Annotated in this window: 33 protein-coding genes and 1 pseudogene; 11 read left to right on the top strand and 23 right to left on the bottom strand. The window is 67.9% G+C overall.

Features of this window, described 5'->3' with window-relative positions:
* Window positions 1-4 precede the first annotated feature (4 nt).
* Entirely contained in the window at window positions 5-682 is a 678-nt protein-coding gene (locus G6N47_RS02025) for a phosphodiesterase (protein WP_139799370.1), read from the top strand.
* Here G6N47_RS02025 and amaB read toward each other — a convergent pair.
* Window positions 675-2,189: an L-piperidine-6-carboxylate dehydrogenase gene (gene amaB, locus G6N47_RS02020; RefSeq protein WP_083129974.1), complete on the bottom strand. Its 1,515-nt coding sequence runs from the start codon at window positions 2,187-2,189 to the stop codon at window positions 675-677. The two genes, G6N47_RS02025 and amaB, sit on opposite strands and share 8 nt — an antisense overlap.
* Window positions 2,186-3,424, bottom strand: coding sequence for a 2-oxoadipate dioxygenase/decarboxylase (gene hglS, locus G6N47_RS02015; protein ID WP_083129973.1), 1,239 nt, complete (start codon window positions 3,422-3,424; stop codon window positions 2,186-2,188). The genes amaB and hglS overlap by 4 nt, the downstream gene beginning before the upstream one ends.
* 19 nt (window positions 3,425-3,443) lie before the next feature.
* Between hglS and G6N47_RS02010 the strand changes: the two genes are divergently transcribed.
* The 3 genes from G6N47_RS02010 (at window position 3,444) to G6N47_RS02000 (ending at window position 5,775) form a co-directional block, all read left to right on the top strand.
* On the top strand, window positions 3,444-3,890 hold the full coding sequence (locus G6N47_RS02010; RefSeq protein ID WP_083129972.1) for an Lrp/AsnC family transcriptional regulator: 447 nt from the start codon (window positions 3,444-3,446) through the stop codon (window positions 3,888-3,890).
* A gap of 52 nt (window positions 3,891-3,942) precedes the next feature.
* A complete protein-coding gene (gene lat, locus G6N47_RS02005) occupies window positions 3,943-5,301 on the top strand; it encodes an L-lysine 6-transaminase (RefSeq protein ID WP_083129971.1) in 1,359 nt (452 codons plus the stop codon).
* Between the two features lie 87 nt (window positions 5,302-5,388).
* The gene (locus G6N47_RS02000; RefSeq protein WP_083129970.1) at window positions 5,389-5,775 is read left to right on the top strand and encodes a hypothetical protein; all 387 of its coding nucleotides are present in this window, start codon (window positions 5,389-5,391) and stop codon (window positions 5,773-5,775) included.
* On the opposite strand, the gene usfY is transcribed toward G6N47_RS02000, so the two are convergent.
* The 4 genes from usfY to G6N47_RS29125 all read right to left on the bottom strand — a co-directional run bounded on the left by usfY (window position 5,764) and on the right by G6N47_RS29125 (window position 6,937).
* Window positions 5,764-6,057, bottom strand: coding sequence for a protein UsfY (gene usfY / locus G6N47_RS01995; RefSeq protein ID WP_232080103.1), 294 nt, complete (start codon window positions 6,055-6,057; stop codon window positions 5,764-5,766). The genes G6N47_RS02000 and usfY overlap by 12 nt on opposite strands.
* A 41-nt stretch (window positions 6,058-6,098) precedes the next feature.
* Window positions 6,099-6,479: a phage holin family protein gene (locus tag G6N47_RS01990; protein ID WP_083129969.1), complete on the bottom strand. Its 381-nt coding sequence runs from the start codon at window positions 6,477-6,479 to the stop codon at window positions 6,099-6,101.
* Between the two features lie 25 nt (window positions 6,480-6,504).
* Window positions 6,505-6,693, bottom strand: coding sequence for a hypothetical protein (locus G6N47_RS01985; protein ID WP_083129968.1), 189 nt, complete (start codon window positions 6,691-6,693; stop codon window positions 6,505-6,507).
* A gap of 94 nt (window positions 6,694-6,787) precedes the next feature.
* Window positions 6,788-6,937: a hypothetical protein gene (locus G6N47_RS29125; protein ID WP_169717232.1), complete on the bottom strand. Its 150-nt coding sequence runs from the start codon at window positions 6,935-6,937 to the stop codon at window positions 6,788-6,790.
* A 104-nt stretch (window positions 6,938-7,041) separates the two neighbouring features.
* On the opposite strand from G6N47_RS29125, the gene G6N47_RS01980 reads away from it, so the two are divergent.
* Both G6N47_RS01980 and G6N47_RS01975 read left to right on the top strand, forming a co-directional pair.
* Complete coding sequence (locus tag G6N47_RS01980) at window positions 7,042-7,479, top strand: ATP-binding protein (protein WP_083129967.1); 438 nt, start codon at window positions 7,042-7,044, stop codon at window positions 7,477-7,479.
* Window positions 7,476-8,264 carry an RNA polymerase sigma factor SigF gene (locus tag G6N47_RS01975; RefSeq protein WP_083129966.1) on the top strand — a complete coding sequence of 263 codons (789 nt, stop codon included), beginning with the start codon at window positions 7,476-7,478 and terminating at the stop codon, window positions 8,262-8,264. Before G6N47_RS01980 ends, G6N47_RS01975 begins: the two co-directional genes overlap by 4 nt.
* Here G6N47_RS01975 and G6N47_RS01970 read toward each other — a convergent pair.
* From G6N47_RS01970 to G6N47_RS01930, 9 genes and pseudogenes are all read right to left on the bottom strand, one after another.
* Window positions 8,235-8,678 carry an STAS domain-containing protein gene (locus tag G6N47_RS01970; protein WP_372517493.1) on the bottom strand — a complete coding sequence of 148 codons (444 nt, stop codon included), beginning with the start codon at window positions 8,676-8,678 and terminating at the stop codon, window positions 8,235-8,237. The two genes, G6N47_RS01975 and G6N47_RS01970, sit on opposite strands and share 30 nt — an antisense overlap.
* A gap of 127 nt (window positions 8,679-8,805) precedes the next feature.
* Window positions 8,806-9,018 (bottom strand): hypothetical protein, encoded by a 213-nt coding sequence (locus tag G6N47_RS01965; protein ID WP_232080102.1) that lies wholly within the window; start codon window positions 9,016-9,018, stop codon window positions 8,806-8,808.
* A gap of 43 nt (window positions 9,019-9,061) precedes the next feature.
* Window positions 9,062-10,858, bottom strand: a complete 1,797-nt coding sequence (locus G6N47_RS01960) for an acetyl/propionyl/methylcrotonyl-CoA carboxylase subunit alpha (RefSeq protein ID WP_083129963.1) — start codon at window positions 10,856-10,858, stop codon at window positions 9,062-9,064.
* 58 nt (window positions 10,859-10,916) lie between these two features.
* The gene (locus G6N47_RS01955) at window positions 10,917-11,333 is read right to left on the bottom strand and encodes a SufE family protein (protein ID WP_083129962.1); all 417 of its coding nucleotides are present in this window, start codon (window positions 11,331-11,333) and stop codon (window positions 10,917-10,919) included.
* The gene (locus tag G6N47_RS01950; RefSeq protein WP_083129961.1) at window positions 11,330-12,214 is read right to left on the bottom strand and encodes a sulfurtransferase; all 885 of its coding nucleotides are present in this window, start codon (window positions 12,212-12,214) and stop codon (window positions 11,330-11,332) included. Before G6N47_RS01950 ends, G6N47_RS01955 begins: the two co-directional genes overlap by 4 nt.
* Window positions 12,215-12,295: 81 nt before the next feature.
* The gene (locus G6N47_RS01945) at window positions 12,296-12,523 is read right to left on the bottom strand and encodes a hypothetical protein (protein WP_232080101.1); all 228 of its coding nucleotides are present in this window, start codon (window positions 12,521-12,523) and stop codon (window positions 12,296-12,298) included.
* A gap of 88 nt (window positions 12,524-12,611) precedes the next feature.
* Window positions 12,612-13,241: a Maf family protein gene (locus G6N47_RS01940; protein ID WP_083129960.1), complete on the bottom strand. Its 630-nt coding sequence runs from the start codon at window positions 13,239-13,241 to the stop codon at window positions 12,612-12,614.
* Window positions 13,238-13,447 (bottom strand): annotated as a pseudogene (locus tag G6N47_RS01935) (acyl-CoA carboxylase subunit epsilon); the annotation flags it as partial. The gene G6N47_RS01940 and the pseudogene G6N47_RS01935, both read right to left, overlap by 4 nt.
* A gap of 17 nt (window positions 13,448-13,464) precedes the next feature.
* On the bottom strand, window positions 13,465-15,105 hold the full coding sequence (locus G6N47_RS01930; RefSeq protein WP_083129958.1) for an acyl-CoA carboxylase subunit beta: 1,641 nt from the start codon (window positions 15,103-15,105) through the stop codon (window positions 13,465-13,467).
* Between the two features lie 68 nt (window positions 15,106-15,173).
* Between G6N47_RS01930 and G6N47_RS01925 the strand changes: the two genes are divergently transcribed.
* Together G6N47_RS01925 and G6N47_RS01920 are read left to right on the top strand one after the other, a co-directional pair.
* On the top strand, window positions 15,174-15,980 hold the full coding sequence (locus tag G6N47_RS01925; RefSeq protein WP_083129957.1) for a biotin--[acetyl-CoA-carboxylase] ligase: 807 nt from the start codon (window positions 15,174-15,176) through the stop codon (window positions 15,978-15,980).
* 9 nt (window positions 15,981-15,989) lie between these two features.
* Window positions 15,990-16,508, top strand: a complete 519-nt coding sequence (locus tag G6N47_RS01920; protein WP_083129956.1) for a PH domain-containing protein — start codon at window positions 15,990-15,992, stop codon at window positions 16,506-16,508.
* Here the strand turns inward: G6N47_RS01920 and G6N47_RS01915 are convergent.
* Window positions 16,463-17,116, bottom strand: coding sequence for a GtrA family protein (locus G6N47_RS01915; protein WP_083130478.1), 654 nt, complete (start codon window positions 17,114-17,116; stop codon window positions 16,463-16,465). The two genes, G6N47_RS01920 and G6N47_RS01915, sit on opposite strands and share 46 nt — an antisense overlap.
* A 132-nt stretch (window positions 17,117-17,248) precedes the next feature.
* On the opposite strand from G6N47_RS01915, the gene G6N47_RS01910 reads away from it, so the two are divergent.
* Genes G6N47_RS01910 through G6N47_RS01900 form a run of 3 tightly spaced genes read left to right on the top strand, consistent with a single transcriptional unit; the run spans window position 17,249 to window position 20,108 of the window.
* Window positions 17,249-18,427, top strand: coding sequence for a 5-(carboxyamino)imidazole ribonucleotide synthase (locus tag G6N47_RS01910; RefSeq protein WP_163659764.1), 1,179 nt, complete (start codon window positions 17,249-17,251; stop codon window positions 18,425-18,427).
* Window positions 18,420-18,923 carry a 5-(carboxyamino)imidazole ribonucleotide mutase gene (gene purE / locus G6N47_RS01905; protein ID WP_083129954.1) on the top strand — a complete coding sequence of 168 codons (504 nt, stop codon included), beginning with the start codon at window positions 18,420-18,422 and terminating at the stop codon, window positions 18,921-18,923. The genes G6N47_RS01910 and purE overlap by 8 nt, the downstream gene beginning before the upstream one ends.
* A gap of 15 nt (window positions 18,924-18,938) precedes the next feature.
* Window positions 18,939-20,108, top strand: coding sequence for an acyl-CoA dehydrogenase (locus G6N47_RS01900; RefSeq protein WP_083129953.1), 1,170 nt, complete (start codon window positions 18,939-18,941; stop codon window positions 20,106-20,108).
* A gap of 24 nt (window positions 20,109-20,132) precedes the next feature.
* On the opposite strand, the gene G6N47_RS30135 is transcribed toward G6N47_RS01900, so the two are convergent.
* From G6N47_RS30135 to G6N47_RS01870, 7 genes are all read right to left on the bottom strand, one after another.
* On the bottom strand, window positions 20,133-20,528 hold the full coding sequence (locus G6N47_RS30135; RefSeq protein ID WP_083129952.1) for a hypothetical protein: 396 nt from the start codon (window positions 20,526-20,528) through the stop codon (window positions 20,133-20,135).
* An 86-nt stretch (window positions 20,529-20,614) separates the two neighbouring features.
* On the bottom strand, window positions 20,615-20,761 hold the full coding sequence (locus tag G6N47_RS29495; protein WP_232080100.1) for a hypothetical protein: 147 nt from the start codon (window positions 20,759-20,761) through the stop codon (window positions 20,615-20,617).
* Window positions 20,728-22,149 (bottom strand): HNH endonuclease signature motif containing protein, encoded by a 1,422-nt coding sequence (locus G6N47_RS01890; RefSeq protein WP_232080099.1) that lies wholly within the window; start codon window positions 22,147-22,149, stop codon window positions 20,728-20,730. The genes G6N47_RS29495 and G6N47_RS01890 overlap by 34 nt, the downstream gene beginning before the upstream one ends.
* Window positions 22,150-22,252: 103 nt before the next feature.
* Complete coding sequence (locus tag G6N47_RS01885) at window positions 22,253-23,383, bottom strand: PPE family protein (RefSeq protein ID WP_083130477.1); 1,131 nt, start codon at window positions 23,381-23,383, stop codon at window positions 22,253-22,255.
* An 89-nt stretch (window positions 23,384-23,472) separates the two neighbouring features.
* The gene (gene lpqS, locus G6N47_RS01880) at window positions 23,473-23,826 is read right to left on the bottom strand and encodes a putative copper homeostasis (lipo)protein LpqS (RefSeq protein WP_083129951.1); all 354 of its coding nucleotides are present in this window, start codon (window positions 23,824-23,826) and stop codon (window positions 23,473-23,475) included.
* 167 nt (window positions 23,827-23,993) lie between these two features.
* Window positions 23,994-25,163 (bottom strand): CoA transferase, encoded by a 1,170-nt coding sequence (locus G6N47_RS01875; RefSeq protein ID WP_083129950.1) that lies wholly within the window; start codon window positions 25,161-25,163, stop codon window positions 23,994-23,996.
* Window positions 25,160-26,062 (bottom strand): class I SAM-dependent methyltransferase, encoded by a 903-nt coding sequence (locus tag G6N47_RS01870; protein ID WP_083130476.1) that lies wholly within the window; start codon window positions 26,060-26,062, stop codon window positions 25,160-25,162. Before G6N47_RS01870 ends, G6N47_RS01875 begins: the two co-directional genes overlap by 4 nt.
* Window positions 26,063-26,073 lie beyond the last annotated feature (11 nt).

Raw genomic sequence — 26,073 nt, 5'->3', positions numbered from 1 at the left:
GACCATCGCGTTCTCCGACCTGGTCACCACGCCATTTCGGTGGGCGGCGGCGCTTCGCGGCCGCCGGGTGTTTCACCCCGACGGGGTGTTCGCCGGCGGCTGGATCGAGCGGTGGGCCCCGCCAGGGCAGGGGCTGCCGATCACCTCCAGCGAGGTGGTTGCCCGGATCTCCAAAGGTATTGGGACTCCGGGTGCGCTGCCCGACATCGTCGGCCTGGCCTGGAAGATGCCGGCATCCTCCTACCCGCCGACCGGCTGGGACGTGCTGTTGGCGTCCACCGGTGACAGGCTGCTCACCCGTGTCGGGTTGCGGCCGGTGACGTCGTGGTCGGGTGTGACGCTGTCCAGCCTGATGCCGCTTCGCTACGAGCAGAGCTACTGGTGGATCCGGGCCCGGCTGGTCACCGGAATTCCCGACGCCGGGGTGTCGCTGGACAGCGTCCGCAACCAGGTCGACGACGGAGGACTGCTGTTCGCAGTCGACCAAGCCTGCGGAACAGGATGTTTCGAGATGCTGGGCCAGCTCACGCTCAATCGCCTGCTGGCCGGCGACGAAACGCGCGACCTTGTGTTCGACCCCACCATCCACAGTCCGGTGGACGTCGGGCTGGCACCGGCCTGGCTGAGCGAGTTGCGGCGCGGCGCCTATGGGCGCAGCCGGCAGGGCCGCGAAGCTAGGTGAACTGCACGCCTTGGGCCAGCGGCAGCTCGTCGGAGTAGTTGACGGTGTTGGTGGCGCGACGCATGTAGCCCTTCCACGCATCCGAGCCGGACTCCCGGCCGCCGCCGGTGTGCTTCTCGCCGCCGAAAGCGCCGCCGATCTCGGCGCCGGAGGTACCGATGTTGACGTTGGTGATGCCGCAGTCCGAGCCGTCGATGAAGCGTTCCGCCTCGCGCATGTCGGTGGTGAAGATCGCCGACGAAAGACCTTGCGGCACTCCGTTGTTCAACGCTATCGCGTGTTCGAGATCGTCGTAGGTCAGCACGTAGAGAATCGGCGCGAACGTCTCGGTGGCCACGATCGCCGTCTGCGCCGGCATCCGCACCTGCGCCGGCGCGACGTAGTAGGCGCTTTCCGGGCCGAGATGGTGGCGCTCACCGCCCGTTACCTGCCCGCCGTCGGCGCGGGCCCGCTCCAGCGCGCCCACCATGTCGCGGTAGGCGGTCTCGTGGATCAGCGGGCCGACCAGTGTGCCGTGCGCCGAGGGGTCGCCGATCGGCAGCTGCCGGTACGCCGCCGCGATGCGGCCCACCACGTCGTCGGCCACCGAGCGATGCACGATCAGCCGGCGCAGGCTGGTGCAGCGCTGCCCGGCGGTGCCGGCGGCGGCAAACACGATGGCGCGCAACGCCAAATCCAGGTCGGCCGACGGCGTGACGATCGCTGCGTTGTTGCCGCCCAGCTCCAGCAGCGCCCGGCCGAACCGCGACGCCACCCGCGGCCCGACCTCGCGGCCCATCCGCACCGAGCCCGTCGCCGACACCAGCGCGACCCGCTCGTCGTCAACCAGCTGCTCGCCGACCTCGCGATCACCCAGCACCAGACCGCTCACCCCGGAAGGCGCACCGACATCACGGGCTGCCCGCTCGAGCAGCGCCTGACAGGCCAGCGCCGTCAACGGCGTCAACTCCGACGGCTTCCACACCACGGTGTCGCCGCACACCAGCGCCACCGCGGTATTCCACGCCCACACCGCGACCGGAAAGTTGAACGCGGTGATCACGCCGACCACCCCCAGCGGATGCCAGGTCTCCAGCAGCCGGTGCCCCGGCCGTTCCGATGCGATGACACGGCCGTAGAGCTGACGCGAAAGCCCGACCGCGAACTGGCAGACGTCGATCATCTCCTGCACCTCGCCGGCCGCCTCGGCGGTGATCTTGCCGACCTCGACGGTGACCAGCGTGGCCAGCTCCTCCTTGTGCGCGGTGAGCAGCTCGCCGAGCCGGGCCACCAGGGCGCCGCGCACCGGCGCCGGGGTGGCCCGCCATACCGAAAACGCCTGCGCCGCAGCGCTGATCGCGCTGTCGGCGTCGGCAGCCGAGTCGACGGTGAACAGCACGTCGCCCGTGATCGGCGTACCGGCCGGCAGGCCGTGCCCGCCCGGCTCCCCGAGCGCGACGTCAGCGCCGATCGCGCCCAGCGCGTGGCGCACCCGCGTGCGCAGTTCGTCGGCGGTGGGCAAGCTCATGCGGCGGTCTCCTCGTCGTAGAGGGTGTAAGGGTCATGGATATGCCGGCCGATCGAGCCGGCCATCCAGTCCATGCTGTAGCCGGAGTCGTCGGAGGCGTCACAGGTCGACGCGTCGCGGTCCAGGTTGGACCGGAAGATGCCGGCCGCCGATGCCGGTAGGAAGTCTTCGTAGACAACGGGTTTGGCCGGGTCGCCGCCGCGATAGTAGGCCAGTCCCTGGGCGGCCATCTCCTCGTCGGTCGACGGGAAGTACTGGCCCCACACCGCTGCCGGGTCGTCGCTCCCCATTGCGGCGTCGTAGCGTTCGCGACCTTTCGGTGTCAGCGCCACCCCGCGGGCCTCGACCTCGCCGAAGCGCACCCGCACAGTGCCGTCGACAACAGAGCCGTCGTCGCAGCGGAACCGCCGTGGTTCGGCCAGCGCGCGAAACGACGTCTGGCGCAACAACACCTGCGGCCCGTCGGTGCGCGGCGGTCCCTGGATCGCGTCGATCATCGCGATACCGCACGCCGTCATCCGCCGGTACAACTCGTCGATGTCGAGCACCCGCGGCGTGAGGTGGTTGATGTGCGTGGAGCCCACCCCGGCGATGTCGGCGGCCACCGCCGACACTCGAGACAGCTCGTCGTACCACGACTTGTCGATGGGCTCGCGCGACAGTGCGAACGCCGCCACCGCCTGCCCGACGAACTCGTCCGCCTCGCCTGCCAAGCATCCGCCCTCGGCGGCGATCACGCGCGCCTTAGCGATCAACGCCGGGTCGAACAACTGCCGCCGCGCCAGGAATTCCTGCACCCTCGTACGCAGGCCGGTGTTGAAGAACCGCGCATCCCGCAGCGCCAGCATCGACGTGAACACCCGAAACGGGTTGCGCGCCAACTCTTCTGCATCGACCGGTCGAAAGGCCGTGGATACCACCGGAACCGGCGACGCCGCCTCACGCAGGTCGTAGTAGCCCACCGGGACCATGCCGAACGCGCCGAACAGGTCGGCGACGGCGGCCAACTCGGCCGGCGTGCCGACCCGGATCGCCCCGTGCCGCTCGGCGGTCACCCGGTCGAACGACCCCAGACGTTCGGCATCGCGATGCCGCTTCACGTATTCCCGGTTGACCTGGGTGCTGACCTGCACCAACGTCGGATAGGCCGGCACCTCGCGGCCGTACATCGCCGACAACCCGGCGGCGAATCGCTCCCGCAGCTGCCAGGCCGCAAGCTTTTTCGCAGCACTCATCGTCGGCTATCGTCCGGCCATGGCTCTCGACGACATCGACCGGACCCTGGTGCGCGAGCTGGTCGCCGACGGGCGCGCGACGCTCTCGGACCTGGCCGCCACCGCCGGCCTGTCGGTGTCGGCGGTCCAGTCGCGGGTGCGTCGCCTCCAGGAGCGCGGCGTGGTGACCGGGTACTCGGCACGGGTCGACCCCGAAGCGGTCGGGCACCTGCTGTCGGCGTTCGTGGCCATCACTCCTCTCGATCCCTCCCAACCCGATGATGCGCCCGCCCGCCTCGAACACATCGAGGCGATCGAGTCGTGTCACTCGGTGGCCGGCGAGGAGAGCTACATCCTGCTGGTCCGTGTCGAGTCCGCGCGGGCGTTGGAGGACCTCCTACAGCGGATCCGGACCACGGCCAACGTTCGGACGCGAAGCACGATCATTCTACGCACTTTTTACACTAGCAGGCAGTTTGTGCCGTAACTCTTACGGTGTGGCCCGCTTGAAAACGTAAACATATTGCTAAAATCGGGGCATGACCGTGCTGGCGCCCACCGACGAACAGCTGCAGCCCGACCGCGTCCTCGACGTGCTGGGCCGCAGCATCCAGCTCGGCGGCTTCGACCTGGTGCTCGATTTGGAGCGCTCAACCGGCTCGTATCTGGTCGACGCCCGCACCGGCCGGCGCTACCTGGACATGTTCACGTTCGTGTCGTCGTCGGCGCTGGGCATGAACCACCCGGCGCTGGCCGCCGACGACGACTTCGTCGCCGAACTCGCACACGCCGCGATCAACAAACCGAGCAACTCCGACGTGTACTCGGTGCCGATGGCCCGCTTCGTCGAGACCTTCGTGCGGGTGCTGGGCGATCCGGCGCTGCCGCACCTGTTTTTCATCGACGGCGGTGCCCTGGCGGTGGAGAACGCGCTGAAAATCGCCTTCGACTGGAAGAGCCGGCACAACGAGGCGCGCGGCATCGGCCCCGCGCTCGGCACCCGGGTTCTGCACCTGCGCGGGGCGTTTCACGGCCGCAGCGGCTACACGCTGTCGTTGACCAACACCCACAACCCGCTTAACGTGGCGCGCTTCCCGAAATTCGACTGGCCGCGTATCGACGCGCCGGTGATCCGCGTGGACACCGATGTGGTTGCGGCCGAAGCCGAGTCGCTTCGCCAGGCCCGCAAGGCTTTCGAAGCCCATCCGCACGACATCGCCTGCTTCATCGCCGAGCCGATTCAGGGCGAAGGCGGCGACCGTCACTTCCGCCCGGAGTTCTTTGCCGCCATGCGCGCACTGTGCGACGAGCACGACGCCCTGCTGATTTTCGACGAGGTGCAGACCGGCTGCGGGCTGACCGGAACCGCTTGGGCCTACCAGCAATTGGGCGTCGCGCCGGATATCGTCGCGTTCGGGAAGAAGACCCAGGTGTGCGGGGTGATGGCCGGACGGCGCGTCGACGAGGTCGCCGACAATGTGTTCGCGGTCAACTCCCGGCTCAACTCCACGTGGGGCGGCAACCTCACCGACATGGTCCGGGCGCGCCGCGTGCTGGAGGTGATCGAATCCGAGCAGCTGTTCGCCAACGCCGCCGCCCAGGGCCGGTACTTGCGGTCAGGGCTCGACGAACTCGCCGCCGACTTCCCCGCGGCCATGCTCGACGTCCGTGGCCGTGGCCTTATGTGCGCGTTCAGCCTGCCCGGCGCCGCCGAGCGCGACGAGGTGATCCGCGAGCTGTGGCAACGCGGGGTGATCGTGCTGCCCAGCGGGGCCGACGGCGTGCGCTTCCGGCCGGCGCTGACCGTCTCGCGTGCCGAGATCAACGAGGCGCTGGACGCCGTCCGCGACGTGTTTACCGCCTTCTACCATCGGGTATACCCCCGGCAAGCTCGCTGAGGTCGGGTCTAGGCCCGGCGATGTAACCCAAGTCGCCGGTTTGCCGATGCATCAAAAAGCAGCCGAAAGCAAGATAGAGGTTCGCAGATGCAAAAACCACGTCAGCGCTCAGGTGGCGACCACCTGGGTCTTCAGGACCGCGACGTCCAGTCGGCCGTGCGGTTCGCTGTGCTGGCTGGCGTCGCCGGAGTGGCGTTTTTGATCGTTGCGGCGCTATGGGTCAGCACCTGCAACGGTGTGATGGCTGTCGACACGGCGGCCTGCGGCGCGCCGCAGCGCACGTTGCTGGCGTTCGGTGCTCCGGCCATTTTGTTGGCCGGTGGGCTGTGGGCATTCGTCCGCACCTACCGCATTTGGCGGGACGAGGGCACCTGGTGGGCGTGGCAGGGCGCGGGATGGTTCCTGTTGATGCTGATGCTGCTCACGCTGACGATGGGCGCCCCGCCGATCGCGGGTCCGGCCTTAGCTGGCTGAGGACTGCCGGGACTTCCACTGCTGCTCTATGCGAGCCACCCGGCGTAGTTCGATGACAAACCACAGCGCTCCGGCGATCGTTCCGAGCACGGCGATCGCGACGGTTGCCGAGAGCCACTCGTAATGTCGGTAGGCGGCGACGGCCACCGTGCTGATCATCCCGGCGATGGCGACGGCGAGCAGGATGAACCCGGGCCAGAACAAGTTGTCTTTCATCGTGATGCCGGCGTGCGGCTGGGTGGTCCGGAATGGATCCGTCGGATTGTGATGCGTGTCGCCCATCAGCTCTCCTCCGTCGTCGGACCAGGTGACACAAATGCTACTCAGACAGGGCCTACGTCTGTGCGGGCAAACACCTCGGGAAGGCAAATCGCGCCGATCGTGGTCACCAGCCACACCACGACCGTCGCCGCGGCGAAGGAGGCGATGTCGCGGAAACTCAACCCGTCGGTCCACGCCGCGGCCAGACCCAGCGCGGCAACCGTCAACACCAGGCCGGTGCCGCCGAGCACCAGCGACGCATAGGCATGGGGCAACTTCAAGATCAACGCAGACAGCAGCGCCTGCGCGATCGAGAAAAGCGCTACGGCGACAATGAATCCCGACGCCGACACGGCCACACCGGGAACAACCCACGCGGCCACCAGCAGCCCGATCGCCCACGACACCATGACCACGACCGCCCGCACCAGAATTTGCGTCATAGCACCAGCGTAGGTCTGGGAGGGCTCACTCGCGGTAGAAGTCGCGGTCGTCCTCGTCGGCAACCTCCTGACGCTGCTCCTGCCAGTCCGAGGCATTGGTCTCGATCGGTGGAATCTCCACCTCGGGCACCTCGGGTTCGGGCGTGGTTTCCTGCTCCTGCTCGACGGCGTCGGCGACGGGAACCTCGTCGGACAGGGGATCGCGGTTGTCCATCGCACACTCCTGGGTTTCGCTCGCCGCGGCGAAGGGGTATCAGGTCTACACAATGATGACGTCAACAGCAGCCGGCAACGGCGCAGCACCCCGGCTAGCCGAGCATCGGGGCCAGAATCACAAACGCGATCACGTAGATCCCGATCGCCACCAAGACCACGACGAGCAGCGTGATCACCGCGATCACCGCGGCGCGCCGAAGTCGTCGCGTGCGGCGAACTTCCGTGGTGTCGGCCTCCTCCATGGCGGGTGGAATACCCGGCGGTGCTCGCGACTAACCGGCGGGCGCTCATGACTAACCGGCTCGAACGCGGGGGTAGTCTCAGTCAAATATTGCCGGGAGGCCAGATGACCGCTACCGAAGCATCAGGTAACGCCCAGCAACGAGGCGACCGTGCCATCGAGTTTCGGGTGGCCGCCCGGCTGGAGAATCTGGCGATGCTGCGCACTCTGGTCGGCGCGGTCGGTGCCTTCGAGGACCTTGATTTCGATGCGGTGGCCGACCTGAGGCTGGCGGTCGACGAGGTGTGTACCCGGCTGATCCGCTCCGCGGCCCCGGACGCGACGCTGGTTGTGGTGGTCGACCCGCGCGAGCGCGAATTGGTGGTGCAAGCCTCGGCTGCCTGCCAGACCTCCGATGTGGTGACGCCCGGCAGTTTCAGCTGGCATGTGCTGACCTCGCTGACCGACGACGTCCAGACCTTCCACGACGGTCGCGGCCCCGAAGGGTCCGGTGGCGTATTCGGCATCACCTTGACGACGCGACGGGCGGGCTCTGCCAGGTGACAGCGCGAGCTGTCGGCGGTTCGGGGTCGCGGCCCAATGAATACGCCGACGTTCCGGATATGTTCCGTGAGTTGGCCAGCCTGTCGGCCGATTCACCGGAGTTCCAGCGTCAGCGCGACAAGATCGTGGAGCGCTGCCTGCCGCTGGCCGACCACATCGCCCGCCGCTTCGAGGGCCGCGGCGAACCGCGCGACGACTTGGTCCAGGTAGCCCGGGTCGGGCTGGTCAACGCCGTCGTGCGCTTCGACGTCGACGCCGGATCGGACTTCGTCTCGTTCGCGGTGCCCACGATCATGGGGGAGGTTCGCCGCCACTTCCGCGACAACAGCTGGTCGGTCAAGGTGCCGCGCCGACTCAAGGAACTGCATCTGCGGCTGGGCACTGCCACCGCCGACCTGTCCCAGCGGCTCGGCCGGGCGCCCACGGCGTCGGAGCTGGCCGACGAGCTCGACATGGACCGGACCGAGGTGATCGAGGGTCTGGTGGCGGGCAGCTCCTACAACACCTTGTCCATCGACAGCGGTGGCGGTAGCGGCGACGAAGACGCCCGCGCCATCGCCGACACGCTCGGTGATGTGGACGCCGGCCTGGAGCGGATCGAGAACCGCGAGGCGCTGCGCCCGCTGCTGGACGCGCTGCCCGAGCGCGAGCGAACGGTGTTGGTGCTCAGGTTCTTCGAGTCGATGACGCAGACGCAGATTGCCGAGCGGGTTGGCATCTCACAGATGCATGTGTCCCGCTTGCTGGCGAAATCGCTAACGCGACTGCGCGATCAGCTGGAGTAGGCGACGCGGCTCTTCGTTGTCGGCCAACCCCTCGGTCACCGACTCCGCGATCGGCAGCGTCTTGTCCGGATCGCAGATCCGCAGCAGCCGGGAGACCGCGTGACTGGGTACCACGGCCCAGCGCACGTCGGCGCCGGCGCACCGGACATTGATCGTGTGCAACGCCGAAAAACCAGCGGTGCCAAAGAATTCCACGCCGCTCAGGTCCACGACCAGTGACTTGGTAGAAGCAGCGCAGCGCACTACGTAGTCGGCGAGTTGATTCGCGTTGGATGCGTCGAGCTCGCCGCTCGCGCTGACCACAGCCGCCGTCGCGCCGCGGTGAGCAGTGAAACGGGCGGTGTGGCTTTCCCACGGTTGAGACGGAAATGCGGTGGCCGCAAATCCTGCAGTTGTAGACATTGGTGACTCCATCAGTCAACGAGTGTCGTGCTGTGGATCACGTCAAGCGGTGGCCCCTCGTGGCGGGGAACTGGTTGGAAGCCTCCCCGCACGTCATTGACGTTCTTCCGGGCGGCTGTGAACTCAACCAGATTCGACCTTACTCCTGCGCCGACCCGGTTTGCATCCCCAATGCGACAGCAAATCGCTGCACCGCCTCGGCGGCCGCGGCCGCGGCGTCGTCATGGCCGTCGCGGGCGCGGGTGGTGATCTCGCCGGTGACCGGGTCAAGCGTCACATCGGCCTGCGGTTCGCCCGTCGTCGCCTCGCACACCGACCACCCGTAGCGGTCGGCGTCGTCGCGCGGGAGCAAATACCACCCGCCCGCGTTGATCTGGACCGGCTCCAGCGCGCGCCTACTTGATCTCCGCGAGCACCGTGCCCTGGGTGATCGCGGCGCCGGCCTCCACAGCCAAGCCGGTGATGACGCCGTCCTTGTGTGCCGTGACCGGGTTCTCCATCTTCATCGCCTCCAGGACCACGACCAGGTCGCCGGCGGTGACCTCCTGCCCCTCTTCGACGGCAACCTTGACCACGGTGCCCTGCATGGGCGCGGTCACGGCGTCACCCGACGCGGCGGCGCCGGCCAGCGCGCCCCGCTTGCGCGGCTTGGGCTTTTTGCGGATGACCCCGGCCGCGTCGCCGCCGCTGCCGTTGGACAACGCCAGGTCGGCCGGCAGCGACACCTCGAGGCGGCGGCCGCCGACCTCGACGACCACCTTCTGCCGCGGACGGGCGTCCTCTTCGTCGAGCGGCTCGCCGCCGGTGAAGGGCTCGATCGTGTTGTTCCACTCGGTCTCGATCCAGCGGGTGTGCACCGAGAAGCCGTTGCCGTCGCCGATGAAAGCCGGGTCACGCACGATGGCGCGGTGGAACGGGATCACGGTGGCCAGGCCCTCGACGTGGAATTCGTCCAGAGCGCGACGGGCCCGGGCCAGCGCCTCTTCCCGGGTGCCGCCGTGGACGATCAGCTTGGCCAGCATCGAGTCGAACTGCCCGCCGATCACCGAGCCGGTTTCCACCCCGGAGTCCAGCCGCACACCCGGGCCAGACGGCGGCTCGAACTTCCTGACCGGTCCGGGAGCGGGCAAAAAGCCGCGCCCGGCGTCCTCGCCGTTGATGCGGAACTCGATGGCGTGCCCGCGCGGGGTGGGGTCCTCGGTGATGTCGAGCTTCTCGCCGTTGGCGATCCTGAACTGCTGCAACACCAGGTCGACGCCGGCGGTCTCCTCGGTGACCGGGTGCTCGACCTGCAGCCGGGTGTTCACCTCCAGGAACGAGATCAGCCCATCCTGGCCGACGAGGAATTCCACGGTCCCGGCGCCGTAGTAGTGCGCCTCTTTGCAGATCCGCTTGGCCGACTCGTGGATTTCCTTGCGCTGCGCGTCAGTCAAGAACGGCGCCGGCGCTTCCTCGACCAGCTTCTGGTAACGGCGCTGCAGCGAGCAGTCCCGGGTGCCGGCGACGACGACGTTGCCGTGCTGGTCGGCGATCACCTGAGCCTCGACGTGGCGGGGCTTGTCGAGGTAGCGCTCGACGAAGCACTCGCCGCGGCCGAACGCAGCGGTCGCCTCGCGCACCGCCGACTCGTAGAGCTCGGGGATCTCCTCGAGGGTGCGGGCCACCTTCATGCCCTTGCCGCCGCCGCCGAACGCGGCCTTGATCGCGATCGGCACGCCGTATTCCTTGGCGAACGCCACCACCTCGTCGGCGTCCTTGACCGGGTCGGGGGTGCCGGGCACCAGCGGCGCCTGCGCGCGGGCGGCGATGTGCCGGGCAGTGACCTTGTCACCGAGGTCGCGGATCGACTGCGGGCTGGGCCCGATCCAGATCAGCCCGGCGTCGATGACGGCCTGGGCGAAGTCGGCGTTCTCGGAAAGGAATCCGTAGCCGGGGTGGATCGCGTTGGCGCCGGACTTCTCGGCGGCCTCGAGGAGCTTGCCGAAGTCCAGGTAGGACTCGGCCGAGGTCTGACCACCCAGCGCGAACGCCTCGTCGGCCAGCCGTACGTGCGGCGCGTCGGCGTCGGGCTCGGCGTACACCGCCACGCTGGGGTAGCCGGCGTCCCTGGCCGCCCGGATCACCCGGACCGCGATCTCACCGCGATTGGCGACGAGGACCTTGGCGATCTTCGAGCTGGCGTGACTAGGCACTGCGCCTCCCTTGATGGCTTTCTCTAAGAAATTCTCTTACAAGTCTGTCGGTGAGAGTCTAAGGCTCGCGCAGGTGTCGTTTGATCCGGGCCAGGATCGCCGACATGCCGCGCAGCCGCAGCGGGCTGATCAGCGCCGCCAGGCCGAGATCGGTGTAGAAGTCCTCCGGCACCGCGAGGATGTCGGCGGCGGGTTGCTCGTCGAGCCCGGTGGCCAGGATCGAGGCGAATCCGCGGGTGGTGGGGGACTCGGCCGGCGCGGAAAAGTGCAACCGCACCCGCTGCGGATCGGTGGCGTCGACGTGCAAAAACAGCGGAGTCTGGCATTCGGGTACCGGCTCCATCGCTGCTTCTTGCAGGTCGGCCGGCAGCGGCGGCAGCTCGTTGGCGAACTCCAGCAGCAGCTGCAGCTTGTCCTGGCCTTCGACTTCGGCGAAGTCGGACACCACCTCGGCCAGCGGCGCGGGCATGCTCATACAGTTCCTGGCTGGTCACCTGCCACGATCGGCACCCGCACGGTGTTGCCCCACTCGGTCCACGAGCCGTCGTAGTTGCGCACGCCCGGTATGCCGAGCAGATGGGTCAGCACGAACCAGGTGTGGCTGGACCGCTCGCCGATGCGGCAGTACACGATGGTCTTGTCGTCGGGCTTGATGAACCCGTAAAGCTGCTCGAGCTCCTCACGGGCCCGGAACCGGCCGGAGTCGTCGGCGGCCTTGGCCCACGGGATGTGCACCGCCGTCGGGATGTGTCCGGCGCGCAGCGCACCCTCCTCGGGGTAGTCGGGCATGTGGGTGCGCTTGCCGGTGTACTCGTCGGGGGAGCGCACGTCGATCAACGGTTCGGAGCCCAGGATGGCCAGTACGTCGTCCTTGAACGCGCGAATCGGTGCGTCGTTGCGCTCGACGACGGGGTAGCCGGTCGAGGTCTTGGTCGGGACCTCGAGCGTCGTCTCCCGGCCCTCGGAGAGCCACAGGTCGCGACCGCCGTTGAGCAGCCGGACATCCGGGTGGCCGAACAGCGTGAAGACCCACAGCGCATACGCGGCCCACCAGTTGCTCTTGTCGCCGTAGATCACCACGGTGTCATCGCGCGAGATGCCCTTGCGGTTCATCAGGTCGGCGAACTGCTCGCCGTTGATGTAGTCGCGCACCCGCGGGTCGTTGAGGTCGGTATGCCAGTCGATCTTGACCGCGCCGGGGATGTGGCCGACGTCGTAAAGCAGTACGTCCTCGTCGGATTCGACGATGACCAGGCCGGGCTTGCCCATATTGCCGGCCAGCCAGTCGGCGGTGACCAACCGTTCCGGGTGGGCGTAGGACTGCAGGCTGGGGCTGGGATCTGCTGGTAGCGGCACGGTATCGAGCCTACCGCCAGGAAACTATGTGGTGACCCGCTGCGCCCGGCTTCGCCGCGCTTGCGATCACCACGGAGGATGTCAGATGCCCAGCGCGACCTCGTACGCCACCGCGAAGCGGCGGGTGCCCGGCTTGGGCCGGAACAGCGCGCCGCCGTTGGGGCTCCAGGCGACCACTCGCAGGAGGCGCTTGCCGGGTGAGAGCTGGTTGCGGACGACGTCGGCGAGTGCGGCGCGAAGGCGTTCGGTGTCGTAGCGGTCGATGTCGCGCGGGACGCCGACGTCCCACATGGTTTCTTCGACTGGCATCGGCCCAGTGTGCGGGTGGTTTGCGGCCGAAGCCGGCAACCGCGGCGGGCGCGCCAGATTGCAGTTAGGTCACGGTTGCGGCCGGCAATCAGCAGGTCCACAAGGCGGCGGGGGAGACTCCGACGCGGCCCAGCATGCGCCGCAGCAGCGGCAGGCTCAGCCCGATGACGTTCGACGGGTCGCCCTCGACGCCGTCGACGAACCAGCCGCCCAGCCCGTCGATCGTGAACCCGCCCGCCACCTGCAGCGGTTCGCCGCTGGCGACGTAGGCCTGCAGGTCTGCTTCCGTCGGGTTGGCAAAATGCACTGTGGTAGTGGCTGATTCGACTTCACATCCGCTCACCGCGCCGCCGTCCACCCGCAGCACGCAATGTCCAGTGTGCAAGTGCCCGGACCGCCCACCCATCGAATGCCATTGCCGCCGTGCAGCATCCGCGGTGCCGGGCTTGCCCACCAGCTCGCCGTCGACCTCCAGCATCGAATCACAGCCAATGACAACGCAATCCGATGCGATGGACGGATCAAGGCCGACCACTACCTGGTTGGCTTTGGCCTGAGCCAACGTGCAGACGACCTCGGCCGGCGCGGCGTTCGGTCCCAGTGTCGCGATGACCGCGTCCTCGTCGACTCCGGAGACCACGACCAGCGGGTCGACACCGGCTTGGCGCAGCACCCGCAGGCGGCCCGGGGAGGCTGACGCCAGCACGAGGCGGGTCATCGCCGCATGTGCGTCCGTTCCTGCAGCGTGATCCGCTGCCAGCTGAACACGGGGTAGCGCAGCCTGTCGACGGGCAACCCCCAGCGCGTGCGCTCGGGCTGGTGTGTTTCGCCCCCGCCGCCGGCAGCGCTGCCCAGCACCGCGATCAGCGCGGCCAGCTCCTCGTCGGTCGGGTTGCCCTTGAGCACCTCGATGTGCGGTTCGTGGGTCTCGTGCTGATCTGTCACAGCGGAATGTTCCCGTGCTTCTTCGGCGGCAGCTGAGCGATCTTGCGCTCCAGCAGCCGCAGCGCCGTCCCGACGTAGCCGCGGGTGTGCGACGGCGGGATAACCGCGTCGACGTAACCGCGCTCCGCGGCGATGTACGGGTTGACCAGGGTGTCCTCGTACTCCTGCTGCAGCTGCAGCCGCAGCGCGTCCACGTCCTCGCCCTTCTTGGCGGCCTCGGCGAGCTGCTGGCGGTACACGAACCCGACCGCGCCGGAGGCACCCATCACCGCGATCTGCGCCGTCGGCCAGGCCACGCACACGTCGGCGCCCATGTCTTTCGAACCCATCACGCAGTACGCGCCGCCGTAGGCCTTGCGGGTGATCACGGTGATCTTGGGGACCGTGGCCTCGCCGTAGGCGTAGAGCAGCTTCGCGCCGCGCCGGATGATGCCGTTGTATTCCTGGTCGGTGCCCGGCAGGAAGCCCGGGACGTCGACCAGCATGACGATCGGGATGTTGAAGCAGTCGCAGGTCCGCACGAACCGGGCCGCCTTCTCCGAGGCGTTGATGTCCAGGCAACCGGCGAAGTGGGTGGGCTGGTTGGCGACGATGCCGACCGGCCGGCCCTCGATGCGGCCGAACCCGATCACGACGTTCTGGGCGTAGCCCGCTTGCACCTCGAGGAACTCGTCGTCGTCGAGGATGCGGGTGATGACCTCGTGCATGTCGTAGGGCTGGTTCGCCGAGTCTGGAATCAGCGTGTCCAGCTCGAGGTCCTCGTCGGTCAGGTTGTCCTCGATAGCGCCCTCCGGGACCGGCACGGGGTAGCGCGGCGGGTCGGTGAAGTTGTTGGGCGGCAGGTAGCTCAGCAACTCGCGGACGTACTCGAACGCGTCCTGCTCGCCGGAGGCGACGTAGTGCGCAGTACCGGACTTGGCCATGTGGGTGTGGGCGCCGCCGAGCTCCTCCATCGTGACGTCCTCGCCGGTGACGGTCTTGATCACGTCCGGGCCGGTGATGAACATCTGGCTGGTCTGGTCGACCATCACGACGAAGTCGGTCAGCGCGGGGGAGTAGACGTGCCCGCCCGCGGCCGCGCCCATGATCAGCGAGATCTGCGGGATCACCCCGGACGCCAGGATGTTGTTGTGGAAGATCTTGCTGTAGAGGCCCAGCGAGACCACACCCTCCTGGATGCGGGCGCCGGCGCCGTCGTTGATGCCGATCAGCGGGCGGCCGGTCTTGATCGCCAGGTCCTGCACCTTGACGATCTTCTCGCCGTACACCTCGCCGAGGCTGCCGCCGAACACGGTGACGTCCTGGCTGAAGATGCACACGTCGCGGCCGTCGATGGTGCCGTAGCCGGTGACCACGCCGTCGCCGAGCGGTCGCTTTTGGTCCAGCCCGAAGTTGGTGCTGCGGTGCTTGGCGAGTGCGTCGAGTTCGACGAACGAGTCCTCGTCGAGCAGCGCGTAGATGCGCTCGCGGGCGGTCAGCTTGCCCTTGGCGTGCACCTTCTCGACGGCAACCTCACCAACCGGGTGCAGCGTCTCCTCGGTCCGCTTGCGCAGTTCCGCCAGTTTGCCCGCGGTGGTGTGGATGTCGATCTCGTGCTCGGCCTTGGCTTCGACATGGGCATCCGAAACGCTTGTCATGGCTGTCGAGCTTAGCGGTTCCTTAGATTCCGATCCCAATCCAGTACGTCGTCTTAGGCTGAGTGTCCATGGATCCCAGGGCTCCGTTGGACGCGGCGGTCATCAGCGACGGGCTGATCGGGCCCGGACTGCCGTGGCGTCGGCTCGACGTGGTCGACGAAACCGGCTCCACCAACGCCGACCTGCTGGCCCGGGCGAGCGACGGCGAGGACATCGACGGCGCCGTGCTCATGGCCGAGTACCAGACCACCGGCCGGGGCCGGCACGGCCGGCACTGGCTGGCGCCGCCGCGCGCGCAGATCGCGTTGTCCGTCGGAGTGGGCGGAGCATCGGTGCCCCGGTCGGGATGGGGCTGGCTGCCGCTGGCCACAGGTGTCGCCGTGGTCGACGCGCTGGCCGCGGTCGCCGGGATCAGCGCCGGGCTGAAGTGGCCCAACGACGTGGTGGTCGGCGATGGGAAGCTGGCCGGCATCCTCGCCGAAGTCGCGGCACCGGCGCCGGTGATCGTCGTCGGCCTGGGCCTCAACGTGACGCTGACCGCCGACGAGGCACCCGACCCGGTGGCCACCTCGCTGCTCATGCTGGGGTCGTCGGCTATCGATCGAAATGCGTTGGCGCACCGGATCCTTCGCGAATTGGCCGCCCGCATCGACGCGTGGCGTACCGCGGGAGGCGCCGACCCGGCGCTGTTCGCCGACTACCAGCACCACAGCCTGACACTGGGCACCCGGGTGCGGGCGATCCTGCCCGGCGACCACGAGGTCGTCGGCGTCGCGCAGGCCATCGACGAGCTGGGCCGACTCTGCATCGACACCGGCGGGCAGGTCGAGACGGTTTCGGCCGGAGACATCACCCATCTGCGGCCCGGCGTTTAGAGTGCAGCCGTGCCCTATCCCGACAATGTGCTGGCCGGCGGCGAACAGGTTGTGCTGCATCGCCATCCGCACTGGAAGCGGCTGATTGGCGCCGTCGTCGTGCTCGTCCTGGCGACCGGGCTGGCGTCGTTCGGGTCGGCCGTCGTCAACACCACCGACTGGAATCCCACCACCAAAAACGTGGTCTACGCGGTGATCTCGGCCGTCTGGCTCGTCGTCGTCGGCTGGCTGACGCTGTGGCCTTTCCTGGACTGGCTCACAACGCATTTCGTGATCACCGACCGGCGGGTGATGTTTCGGCACGGACTGCTGACCCGCAGCGGTATCGACATCCCGCTGGCGCGGATCAACAGCGTCGAGTTCCGGCACCGCATCGTCGACCGGATCTTGCGGACCGGGACGCTGATCATCGAGTCGGCGTCACAAGATCCGTTGGAATTCAACGATATTCCGCGCGTGGAGCAAGTCCACGCGCTGCTGTATCACGAGGTTTTCGACACCCTGGGCTCGGAGGAGTCGTCCAGCTGAGACCGGCGTGACCGCCACGCCCGCATCAGCGTGACGGTGCCGCCGCCTTCGATGTTGTCCTCCATGGCTTCGGCGATTCCGCCCGCGGTCAGCGCCGACTCCAGCGCCTTCTCCGAAGTGCGGCCGAACTCGTCGGGGAACACCCAGCGGCGGAACGCCCAGAACCGGAACGCCATCTGCAGCAGGTTGCCGATGATGTAGGCCGAGATGAAGTCGGCGATGTTCTCCACGGTTAGCGACACCGTCGGCACCCGCAACTGCAGGATGTAGCTGGAGAACCACAGCGGCGCCATGGACAGCAGCACGCCGACTCCGCTGAACGCGAAGAACAGCAGCGCCTCGTGGTGGCGCTCGCGACCGCCGCGGTGCCGGAAGCTCCATTCCCGGTTCAGGATGTAGGACGCGATGACCGCGACGATGCCGGCGATGACCTTGGCGGTCACCGGCTTGGGCTCCAGGATGGTCAGCTTGAGCGTGTAGAAGATCGCCGAGTCGATGACGAAGGTGGTGGCGCCGACGATGACGAACTTGATCAGTTCGTGGTGGCGTTCCGCATAAGGCCGGATCAGCGAGGGCAGTCGCTCGATCGTGGCATCGGCAAAGGACACAGTGTCGCAGTGTACGTATTGACGCTTGCCTCCGCGAAGCATCGGTGTCACCGCCGCTAAATACCCCGGTCGGCGGGCCATGACACCATATTTGGCGTGACGAGTACACCCACCGCTGCTCCGGTGGTCGCAATGGTCGGCGGCGGCCAGCTCGCCCGGATGACCCACCAGGCCGCGATTGCGCTGGGCCAAACCCTTCGGGTGCTGGCCGCCAACGCCGACGAGTCGGCCGCCCAGGTCTGTGCGGACGTGGTGATCGGCTCGCATACCGATCTCGAGGACCTGCGCCGGGTCGCGGCCGGGGCCAACGTGCTGACGTTCGACCACGAGCACGTGCCGTCGGAGCTGCTGGAGAAGCTGGTGGCCGAGGGCGTCACGGTGGCGCCGCCCCCGGAAGCCCTGGTGCATGCCCAGGACAAGCTGGTGATGCGGCGAAGGTTGGATGCGCTCGGCATCCCGGTGCCCCGCTACGCCGAGATCCGGACCGTCGACGAGCTGGACGCCTTTGCGTTGCGGGTCGGCGGGCCCGTCGTCGTGAAGGCCGTGCGCGGCGGTTACGACGGGCGCGGGGTGCGCATGGCCCGCGACCCCGAGCACGCCCGCGAGATCGCGGCCGCCTTCCTGGCGGATGGGGTGCCGGTGATGGCCGAGGAGCAGGTGAACCTGCGCCGCGAGTTGTCCGCGCTGGTGGCACGCTCGCCGTTCGGGCAGGGCGCGGCGTGGCCGGTCGTCGAGACCGTGCAGCGCGACGGGATCTGCGTGCAGGTGATCGCGCCCGCGCCGGAGCTGCGCGACGAGGTCGGCGCCGGGGCGCAGCAGCTGGCGTTGCGATTGGCGGGGGAGCTGGGCGTGGTGGGCGTGCTGGCGGTCGAGTTGTTCGAAACGGTCGACGGCGACCTCGTGGTCAACGAGCTGGCGATGCGGCCGCACAACTCCGGGCACTGGACCATGGACGGCGCCCGCACCAGCCAGTTCGAGCAGCACGTGCGCGCGGTGCTGGACTACCCGCTCGGCGACACGGACGCCACCGTGCCGGTGACGGTGATGGCCAACGTGCTGGGCGCCGCGCAGACGCCGACGATGACAGTCGACGAGCGGCTGCACCACCTGTTCGCGCGGATGCCCGAGGCTCGCGTCCATCTCTACGGCAAGGGCGAACGGCCGGGCCGCAAGATCGGGCACGTCAACTTCCTCGGGCACTTCCGGGCCGAGGACCGCGAGCAGCTGGCGAAGCTGCGTGAGCGAGCCGCGCTGGCGGCACACTGGTTGTCGCATGGGCAGTGGACCGACGGATGGGACCCGCATGGCTGAACCGAGAGTCGGCGTGATCATGGGCAGCGACAGCGACTGGTCGGTGATGCAGGACGCCGCCCATGCGCTGGCCGAATTCGACGTTCCGTTCGAGGTCGGGGTGGTCTCGGCGCACCGCACGCCGGGCCGGATGCTCGACTACGCGCGGGGGGCGGCCGACCGCGGCATCGAGGTGATCATCGCCGGGGCCGGTGGGGCCGCGCATCTGCCGGGCATGGTCGCCTCGGCCACGCCCCTGCCGGTGATCGGGGTTCCGGTGCCGTTGGCCCGGCTCGACGGGCTGGACTCGCTGCTGTCGATCGTGCAGATGCCGGCCGGGGTGCCGGTGGCCACCGTGTCGATCGGCGGGGCCCGCAATGCCGGCCTGCTGGCGGTGCGGATCCTGGGCGCATCCGACTCGGCGCTGCGGAGCCGGGTGGTGGCCTTCCAGGATCAGCTGGCCGAGTCGGTGCTGGCCAAGGACGACGCGCTGCGCGGTAAAGTTACCGGCGAGTAATAGGAGGAGGCCGAGATGGCGGGGTGGGGTGGAAATCCGTCGTTTGATCTGTTCAAGCTGCCCGAGGAGCACGAGGAGCTGCGGGCGGCGATTCGGGCGCTGGCGGAAAAAGAGATCGCTCCGTATGCCGCGGAGGTAGACGAGACGCCGCGCTTTCCCGAGGAGGCGTTGGCGGCGCTGAACGCGTCGGGATTCAACGCGGTGCATGTGCCTGAGGAGTATGGCGGTCAGGGTGCGGACTCGGTGGCGACCTGCATCGTGATCGAGGAAGTGGCACGCGTCGACGCGTCCGCGTCGTTGATTCCGGCCGTGAACAAGCTGGGCACCATGGGCCTGATCATGCGGGGGTCGGAGGAGCTCAAAAAGCAGGTGCTGCCGACGCTGGCCACCGAGGGGGCGATGGCGTCGTATGCGCTCTCGGAGCGGGAGTCCGGCAGTGATGCGGCGTCGATGCGCACGCGGGCCGTCGCCGACGGTGACGACTGGATTCTCAACGGCGCCAAGAGCTGGATCACCAACGGCGGCAAGTCGACCTGGTACACGGTGATGGCGGTGACCGATCCGGACAAGGGCGCCAATGGGATTTCGGCGTTCGTGGTGCACAAGGACGACGAGGGGTTCTCGGTGGGGCCCAAGGAAAAGAAATTGGGCATCAAGGGCTCGCCGACCACCGAGCTGTATTTCGAGAACTGCCGCATTCCGGGTGACCGCATCATCGGCGAGCCCGGAACCGGGTTCAAGACCGCGCTGGCGACGTTGGACCACACCCGCCCGACGATCGGCGCACAGGCGGTCGGCATCGCGCAGGGTGCGTTGGATGCGGCGATCGAATACACCAAGGGCCGCAAGCAATTCGGCGAGTCGATCAGCACATTCCAGGGCGTGCAGTTCATGCTCGCCGACATGGCGATGAAGGTGGAGGCGGCCCGGCTGATGGTCTACACCGCGGCGGCCCGGGCTGAGCGCGGCGAGCCCAACCTAGGGTTCATCTCGGCGGCATCGAAATGCTTTGCCTCCGATGTGGCGATGGAGGTCACCGTCGACGCCGTACAGCTCTTCGGCGGCGCCGGGTACACGATCGACTTCCCGGTCGAACGCTTCATGCGCGACGCCAAGATCACCCAGATCTACGAGGGCACCAACCAGATTCAGCGCGTGGTGATGGCGCGGGCGTTACTGCGCTGAGGCGTTACAGGTTCTGACGGACGTCTATCCGTGGAAGCCTGGATCGAGGCCCCCGGGGTTGGGGCACCACATCAGGCCGCAATTCACGTTGCCGGGATTGTCACCCGGTGGATTGTCGCCGTCCCAAACATTCGAACTCTGTAGCGTCTGTTGCCCATTGAGGGCGATGCGAGGAACATTGCCCCACCCGTCGGGGACTCTGTACCACGTGTGGCACACATTCATGTCCCAGACGTAGTTCTGGGCGACGGCGCGGGGAACATTGGGTCCACTCGGCGAATCCATCGACTGTCCTGGACACCACGTGAATGGGCCCCAGGTCGCACCTGCGGTGCCTGCCAGCCCCAAACCGACCACCGCGAGGCCACCCGCCACCAGCGCCGCAGCGATCCTCCTAGTGACGACGCGGGAATGTGACATGGCCTTGGCCCCTTCCGGCGCGGGTTCGTGCTGACGATGATTGTGCGCCCGCAGCTACTGCGTCGCATCGGTTATCGGCTATCCCGTCAGAATGGTGGTGGTTGGTTGCGTTCGGCGATGTGGGCGGCGTTGAGTGCGCGTTCGGCGTCGATGCGTTTGGCGCGGTCTTGCTGGCGTGTTCGCCGGCGTAACGGCATCATCACCCCGCGCTCGCCGGGTGGTTGCATCGGCATTGGGCAGAAGGCAATTGGCCGGTGGGCAGGCACAGGCTGGGGAACAACAGGCGGCTGCCCGGGCGAGTGGTGTATTTCTGCCCGGTCGGCGAAGTCCACACCACGGTGCCATCCGGGTATTGCTCGTCATGCCACGCAGTCCAAAAAGTCTTGAGCAAGTGGTGTTTTCGGCATAGGCATTTGATGTTGGAGGCATGCGTCGGCCCGAGCGGGTAGGGCACGGTGTGGTCGAGGTCGCAAAATTCCGCCGGACGATCACAATTGGGGAATCGGCACGTCATGTCCCGGCAGCGCACAAACCGCTGTAGCGCCGCCGAGGGCCGATATCCCGACTCCGGCGCGGTGTCGCCGGGGTGCCACAGCGGCTCAAGCTTGGCACCATTTCGGATCAGCTCGGCCAGCAGCGCCGGGGGGACCACCGCGCCGCTGGTGAGCACGGCGGGCGGCAACCTCACCGCAGGCACGTCGGGCTCGGGTTCAGGAGGCCCAGACAGTGGTTCGTCGGGCCCGAGCGGGGCAGGGGCGGGCTGCCCCGACAGATGCGGATCGACCTGCGCCTGCACCGCCGATTCCTGTGCCACCACGTGGATTACCACGTTGGCCGACCGCTCGGCACCCTCGCCAGCGGCCGGGCAATCAGCATTGCCGCAGCCGCACGCCAACCGCTCAACACCGGCAGCCAACGCCCCCAACGCATCGGCGCGGCGCTGCGCGAGGGTGCGCGGATCGTCATCGCAGACCTCGTGCGCCATCTGCATCAGCCGCCGATCCAACACCGCGGCATCTGCTGCGAACAACCGCCCCCACATCGGCGCAGTGCCCGACTCCTGATCGGCCGAGTCGATGACCACATCACGGCTGCGCGCGTTGGCACGGGTGCGGCGCAGCGCCCCCGGGTCATACTGGTCGACGATCGCCTCGATGGCCTGGACCGTCTTGTTCGCCGACAGCGGCCCAAAGCGCACCGCGTCCTCGGCCAGGCTCTTATCGACGAGCCGCAGCGCCTCGGGGTCCTTGATCAAATCGGTATGCCAGGCAATCGTGCGCACCAGCCCATAGCCGATCATGCCGTCGGCGAACAACGCCGCCACTCGGGGCAACCGGTCACGCAAGGCCACCGCCAAATACATCTGACCCGAGGCCATGCCATGGCTAAGGCCCTGGGCGGCAGCGACTTCAGCGGCCATCGCATCCCAGTTGTCACACGACCACCGTCCAGCCTCGGGCGACCCGCCGTGCACCCGCCGCTCGACCAGCTCACCGATCGCGGCCAGACGTCGCGCCGCCGCCGCGGCCTCCACCCGCGCCCACCCCGCGATCGCCGCCACCACCATCGCGTCATCCGCACACTCGAGCGCCTCCAGACCAGGCAGCGAATTATCGAACATACGAGCGACCCTACCCTCCGCCGCCGACGCGAGCTCCCGTCCGAAGTGTTCCGGCCTGGGTTATCCACAGTCGCGACTTTGTCCACAGGTCGCCCGGCCAAACTCACCCGCCGGCCGGCCAGCGCGGAAGCATGTTGGGGCGCGGCAGGAACCGCGCAGCATCAGCCAGACGTCCGGCGCCGTGGCCAGCCATTCCGGTGATCGGCATGACGGGCACACCGGCCGGTCCCGCCGGGCCACTGACGGGCACGGCGTTCCAACCGCCCGAGCCCGTGGGCAACGCCGCGGCAACCGAATTCGTCGCCGGCACGACCGCGGCCCAACTCTGCGGCACCGACAGCGCCCCGATCGACGCGGCCCGGCCAAGGCTCGCCGCGACGCTCGGTCCGGCCGCCCCTGCCCAGCCGGCCGAGCCCGCCGCGCCAGCACTACTGCTCAGCAGCGAGCCCAGCCCTCCGCCCAGCAGTGAGCCGGACGCCTTGGCGCCGGTTTCGGCAGCCTTGGCCGCAGGCATCAGCGACTTTCCGGTCGAAATCACCGACGTGATCGTCGAACCCGTCCTGGACCAGAAGTGCGGATCCATCGTGATCGTCGTCCACATCTCCTCCAGGTTCTCCCACACGCGCGAGGGAGATGCAGCCTCTTGCAACGTGATTGGGATGGCCGACGTCAACCGCGACAGGGCCGCCTGTGTTTCCGCCGGGTTGGTCGAAGGCGGAGGCGGCGTGAAGGGCGTCACCTTGGAAGCCGCGGCGGACGCGCCCGCATAGGCGTACATCGTCGCGGCATCTTGGGCCCACATCTCGCTGTAGTGGGATTCGGTGGCCGCGATCGCAGGGGTGTTCTGCCCCAAGACGTTGGTGGCCACCAGCGACGCCTGCAGCGCGCGGTTGGCGGCGATCACTAGCGGTGGCACCGTCGTCGCGCGTGCCGACTCGTAAGCGCCCGCGGCGGCTCTGGCCTGAGCCCCGGCCTGTTCGGCCAGCTTCGCGGTCGTGCGCATCCATTCGACGTACGGCGCGACAGCCGCCCCCATCGACGCCGACGCCGACCCGAGCCACGGCCCGTCGGCGAGTTGCAAGACGACCGACCGGTAGCCCGCGGCCGCAGTGTGCAACTCAGCGGCCAGCTGGTCCCAGGCTGCGGCGGCGGCCAGCATGGATCCCGAACCGGAGCCTAAATACATTCGCGCCGAGTTGATTTCGGGCGGTAATGAGCCAAAGTCGAAGACCATGGATTTCTCCTTGAAAAAGACATGAGGTAGCGGCTCGTGGCTGCACAAAGCAGACGAGCATTCGGATCAAGCGGGCGAATGCCGACCGATCAGCGGCGCGCGATGCAGAAGTGAGTCAAGAGTTGTTGCCCGGCAAGGAAAGTCGGGGGCGCACCTGGATGGGTCACGCCGAACCGGGACCACGCTGCCTGCAAGGAGATCGACAGCGCAGTCCACCGCCACAGCGACGTCGAACGCAGCCGCGGTGGTAGCGCGCGGTGCAGCGCCACGGCGTCGAACGCCTTTTGGGCGACAGGCGACGAATCGTGGTCCGTCTCCGCGCGCTCGACGTCGTCGGCAATCAGTGACACCGATGACGGCGGAGCGGACGACGCGAACTCGAATTGCACCAGCCCGTAACCGATAACGCCAACCAGGGTGCAGATCGCGACAACGACGGCCACGGCAGACTGCCACCCTGGTGGTCTGGGTCGGTCGCTGAAAGTCACAGTGGCGAAACTATAACAGCACGTCAGCGGCCATTTTTCGCCGACCGCAATTCTATGTGCGCTCATATTTATCGAGCAGCGGTTCATAGCACCACGACACCGGCCGGCTACCGGCTGTTCATTTAATCGATGCCCGTGAGGAACTCGGCGTTGTGTTCGCCCACTTTCGGTGGCGGATCGGTCGCCGCGGCGGTGAACGTCGAATAGCGGGCCGGAGTGCGGATCAGCGTGACGGCGTCGTCGCCGCGGCCGATCTCAAGCGCCAGTTCGTTCTCCGCGAACAGCGGGGTGCCGACGACCTGCTTCCAGGTGTACGGCAGGCATGCCATTAAGCCGTTGCGGCGCAACAACTCCACCCACTCCGCCGACGTCTTCGTAGAAAGCGTCGACTCGAGTTCGTCGCTCAGCTCGCAGTAGTTGATCGACCGCGAACGCTGGTCGGCGAACCGCTCGTCATCGAGCAGATCAGGGCGGTCGATCGTTCGGCACAGCAGCTCCCAGTGCTTGGGTATGTATGCGCTGATGACGACGTAGCCGTCGGCCGTCCGGAACGCGTCCGACGGTTGGGTGGCGAAACCAACGCTCTTGCGCCCCTTGGGCTTCGGCGGCTGGTCACCGCCGGTCCGGTTCAGGTGCACAGTCAACTGGTTGACCTGAAGACTCACCGCGACGTCGTACATGGCGACGGTGACGACATCGGCCACGCCGTGGCGCTCACGGTTGAGCAGCGCGGCCAGGATTGCCTGGGCGAGCACATGTCCGCTGGCGTTGTCGACCAGCTGGAACGGGATGATCTGCGGCTTGCCGTCGGGCGTGCGCATGCCCGTGGTCATGCCGGCCTCGGCGGCCACCATCAAGTCGACGCCCGGCCGGTCACCGTGCGGACCGTTGCCGCCGAACGCCGACAACCGCGCATAGACCAATCGCGGGTTGCGCGACTGCAATTCGCTCGGGCCCAGCCCCAGCCTTTCCATCACGCCCGGCCGGAAGCCTTCGAGGACCACGTCGGCGGTGTCGGCCAACCGCAGTATCTGCTGCTTGCCTTCGTCGGTGGTCAAGTCAACCGCGACCGATTTCTTGCCGCGGTTGTTGGGCAGAAAGTACGTCGCAAGCGGCGGGCGTCCCGGCAGGACGGAGGTGATCTGCCGGGCGGCTTCTCCGCCCGGCGCCTCCACCTTGATGACCTCGGCGCCCAGGTCGGCCAGCACCTGCCCCGCGAGCGGGCCCGCCACGTTCTGGGTGAAATCGAGCACCCGGAAACCGTCGAGGGGCTTGGGGCCGTTGGCATTCACGAGCGAACTGCGGTGCAGTAGTAGTTCTCGGCGGATTCGGCGTCGCTGCGCGGCGGGATCGGTAAACCGTTGTCGGACAACAACTGACTGGCCAGCGTGCGCGTGGTGCGCCAGCCTCGCTCGTCCAGATAGGTTGCCACGTCGTGACGCCCGCCGGCGTACCACAGGTCGTCGATGCGGGCGTCCAAACCATGCTCGTACCATTTCTGCGCTGCGGTATGCATCACCTGTAGGGACTCCGGGGAATTCAGGAAAATCTCCGCGACCAGCCGGCTGCCTTCGGCGCTGAGCGCGGTGATGTTGTCCAGCAAGCGATCCTGAGCCTCCGGCGGCAGGAACGCCAGCAGACCCTCGGCGATCCAGGCGGCGGGCCGCCGCACGTCGAACCCGGCCTCCCGCAGCGCGGCCGGCCAGTCGTGGCGCAGGTCGATCGGGACCGCGCGCAGCTCGGTGGTCGGCTCGGCGCCAAGCTCGGCCACAGTGCTGGCCTTGAATTCGAGGACCTGTGGCTGATCGATCTCGTAGACCGTCATATCGGCGGGCCACGACAACCGGTAGCCGCGCGCATCCAGCCCCGAGGCCAAGATGACCGTCTGGCGGACGCCGGCCGCCGCGGCGTCGGCGACAAAGCTGTCGATAAAGCGGGTGCGCACGGTCAGCAGGTCGGTCATCGGCTGCATGCCCCACGCGTGGCCGGGAATGTCGACCTCCGCGGCGTCGAGTTCGCCGGCGGCCCACCGGGTGAAGAAGTCCACGCCCACCGCCCTAACAAGCGGCTCGGCGAACCGGTCGTCGATGAGTCCGGCCCTGGTGGCACGGGCCCGTCCCGCGGCCACCATCGTGGCGGTGGCGCCGACGCTTGTTGCCAGGTCCCACGTGTCGTTGTCGGTACGTGACATGCTCAGCAGCG

The organism is Mycobacterium branderi (assembly GCF_010728725.1).
Lineage (GTDB): Bacteria > Actinomycetota > Actinomycetes > Mycobacteriales > Mycobacteriaceae > Mycobacterium > Mycobacterium branderi.
This window is presented reverse-complemented; position numbering and strand designations above follow the sequence as displayed.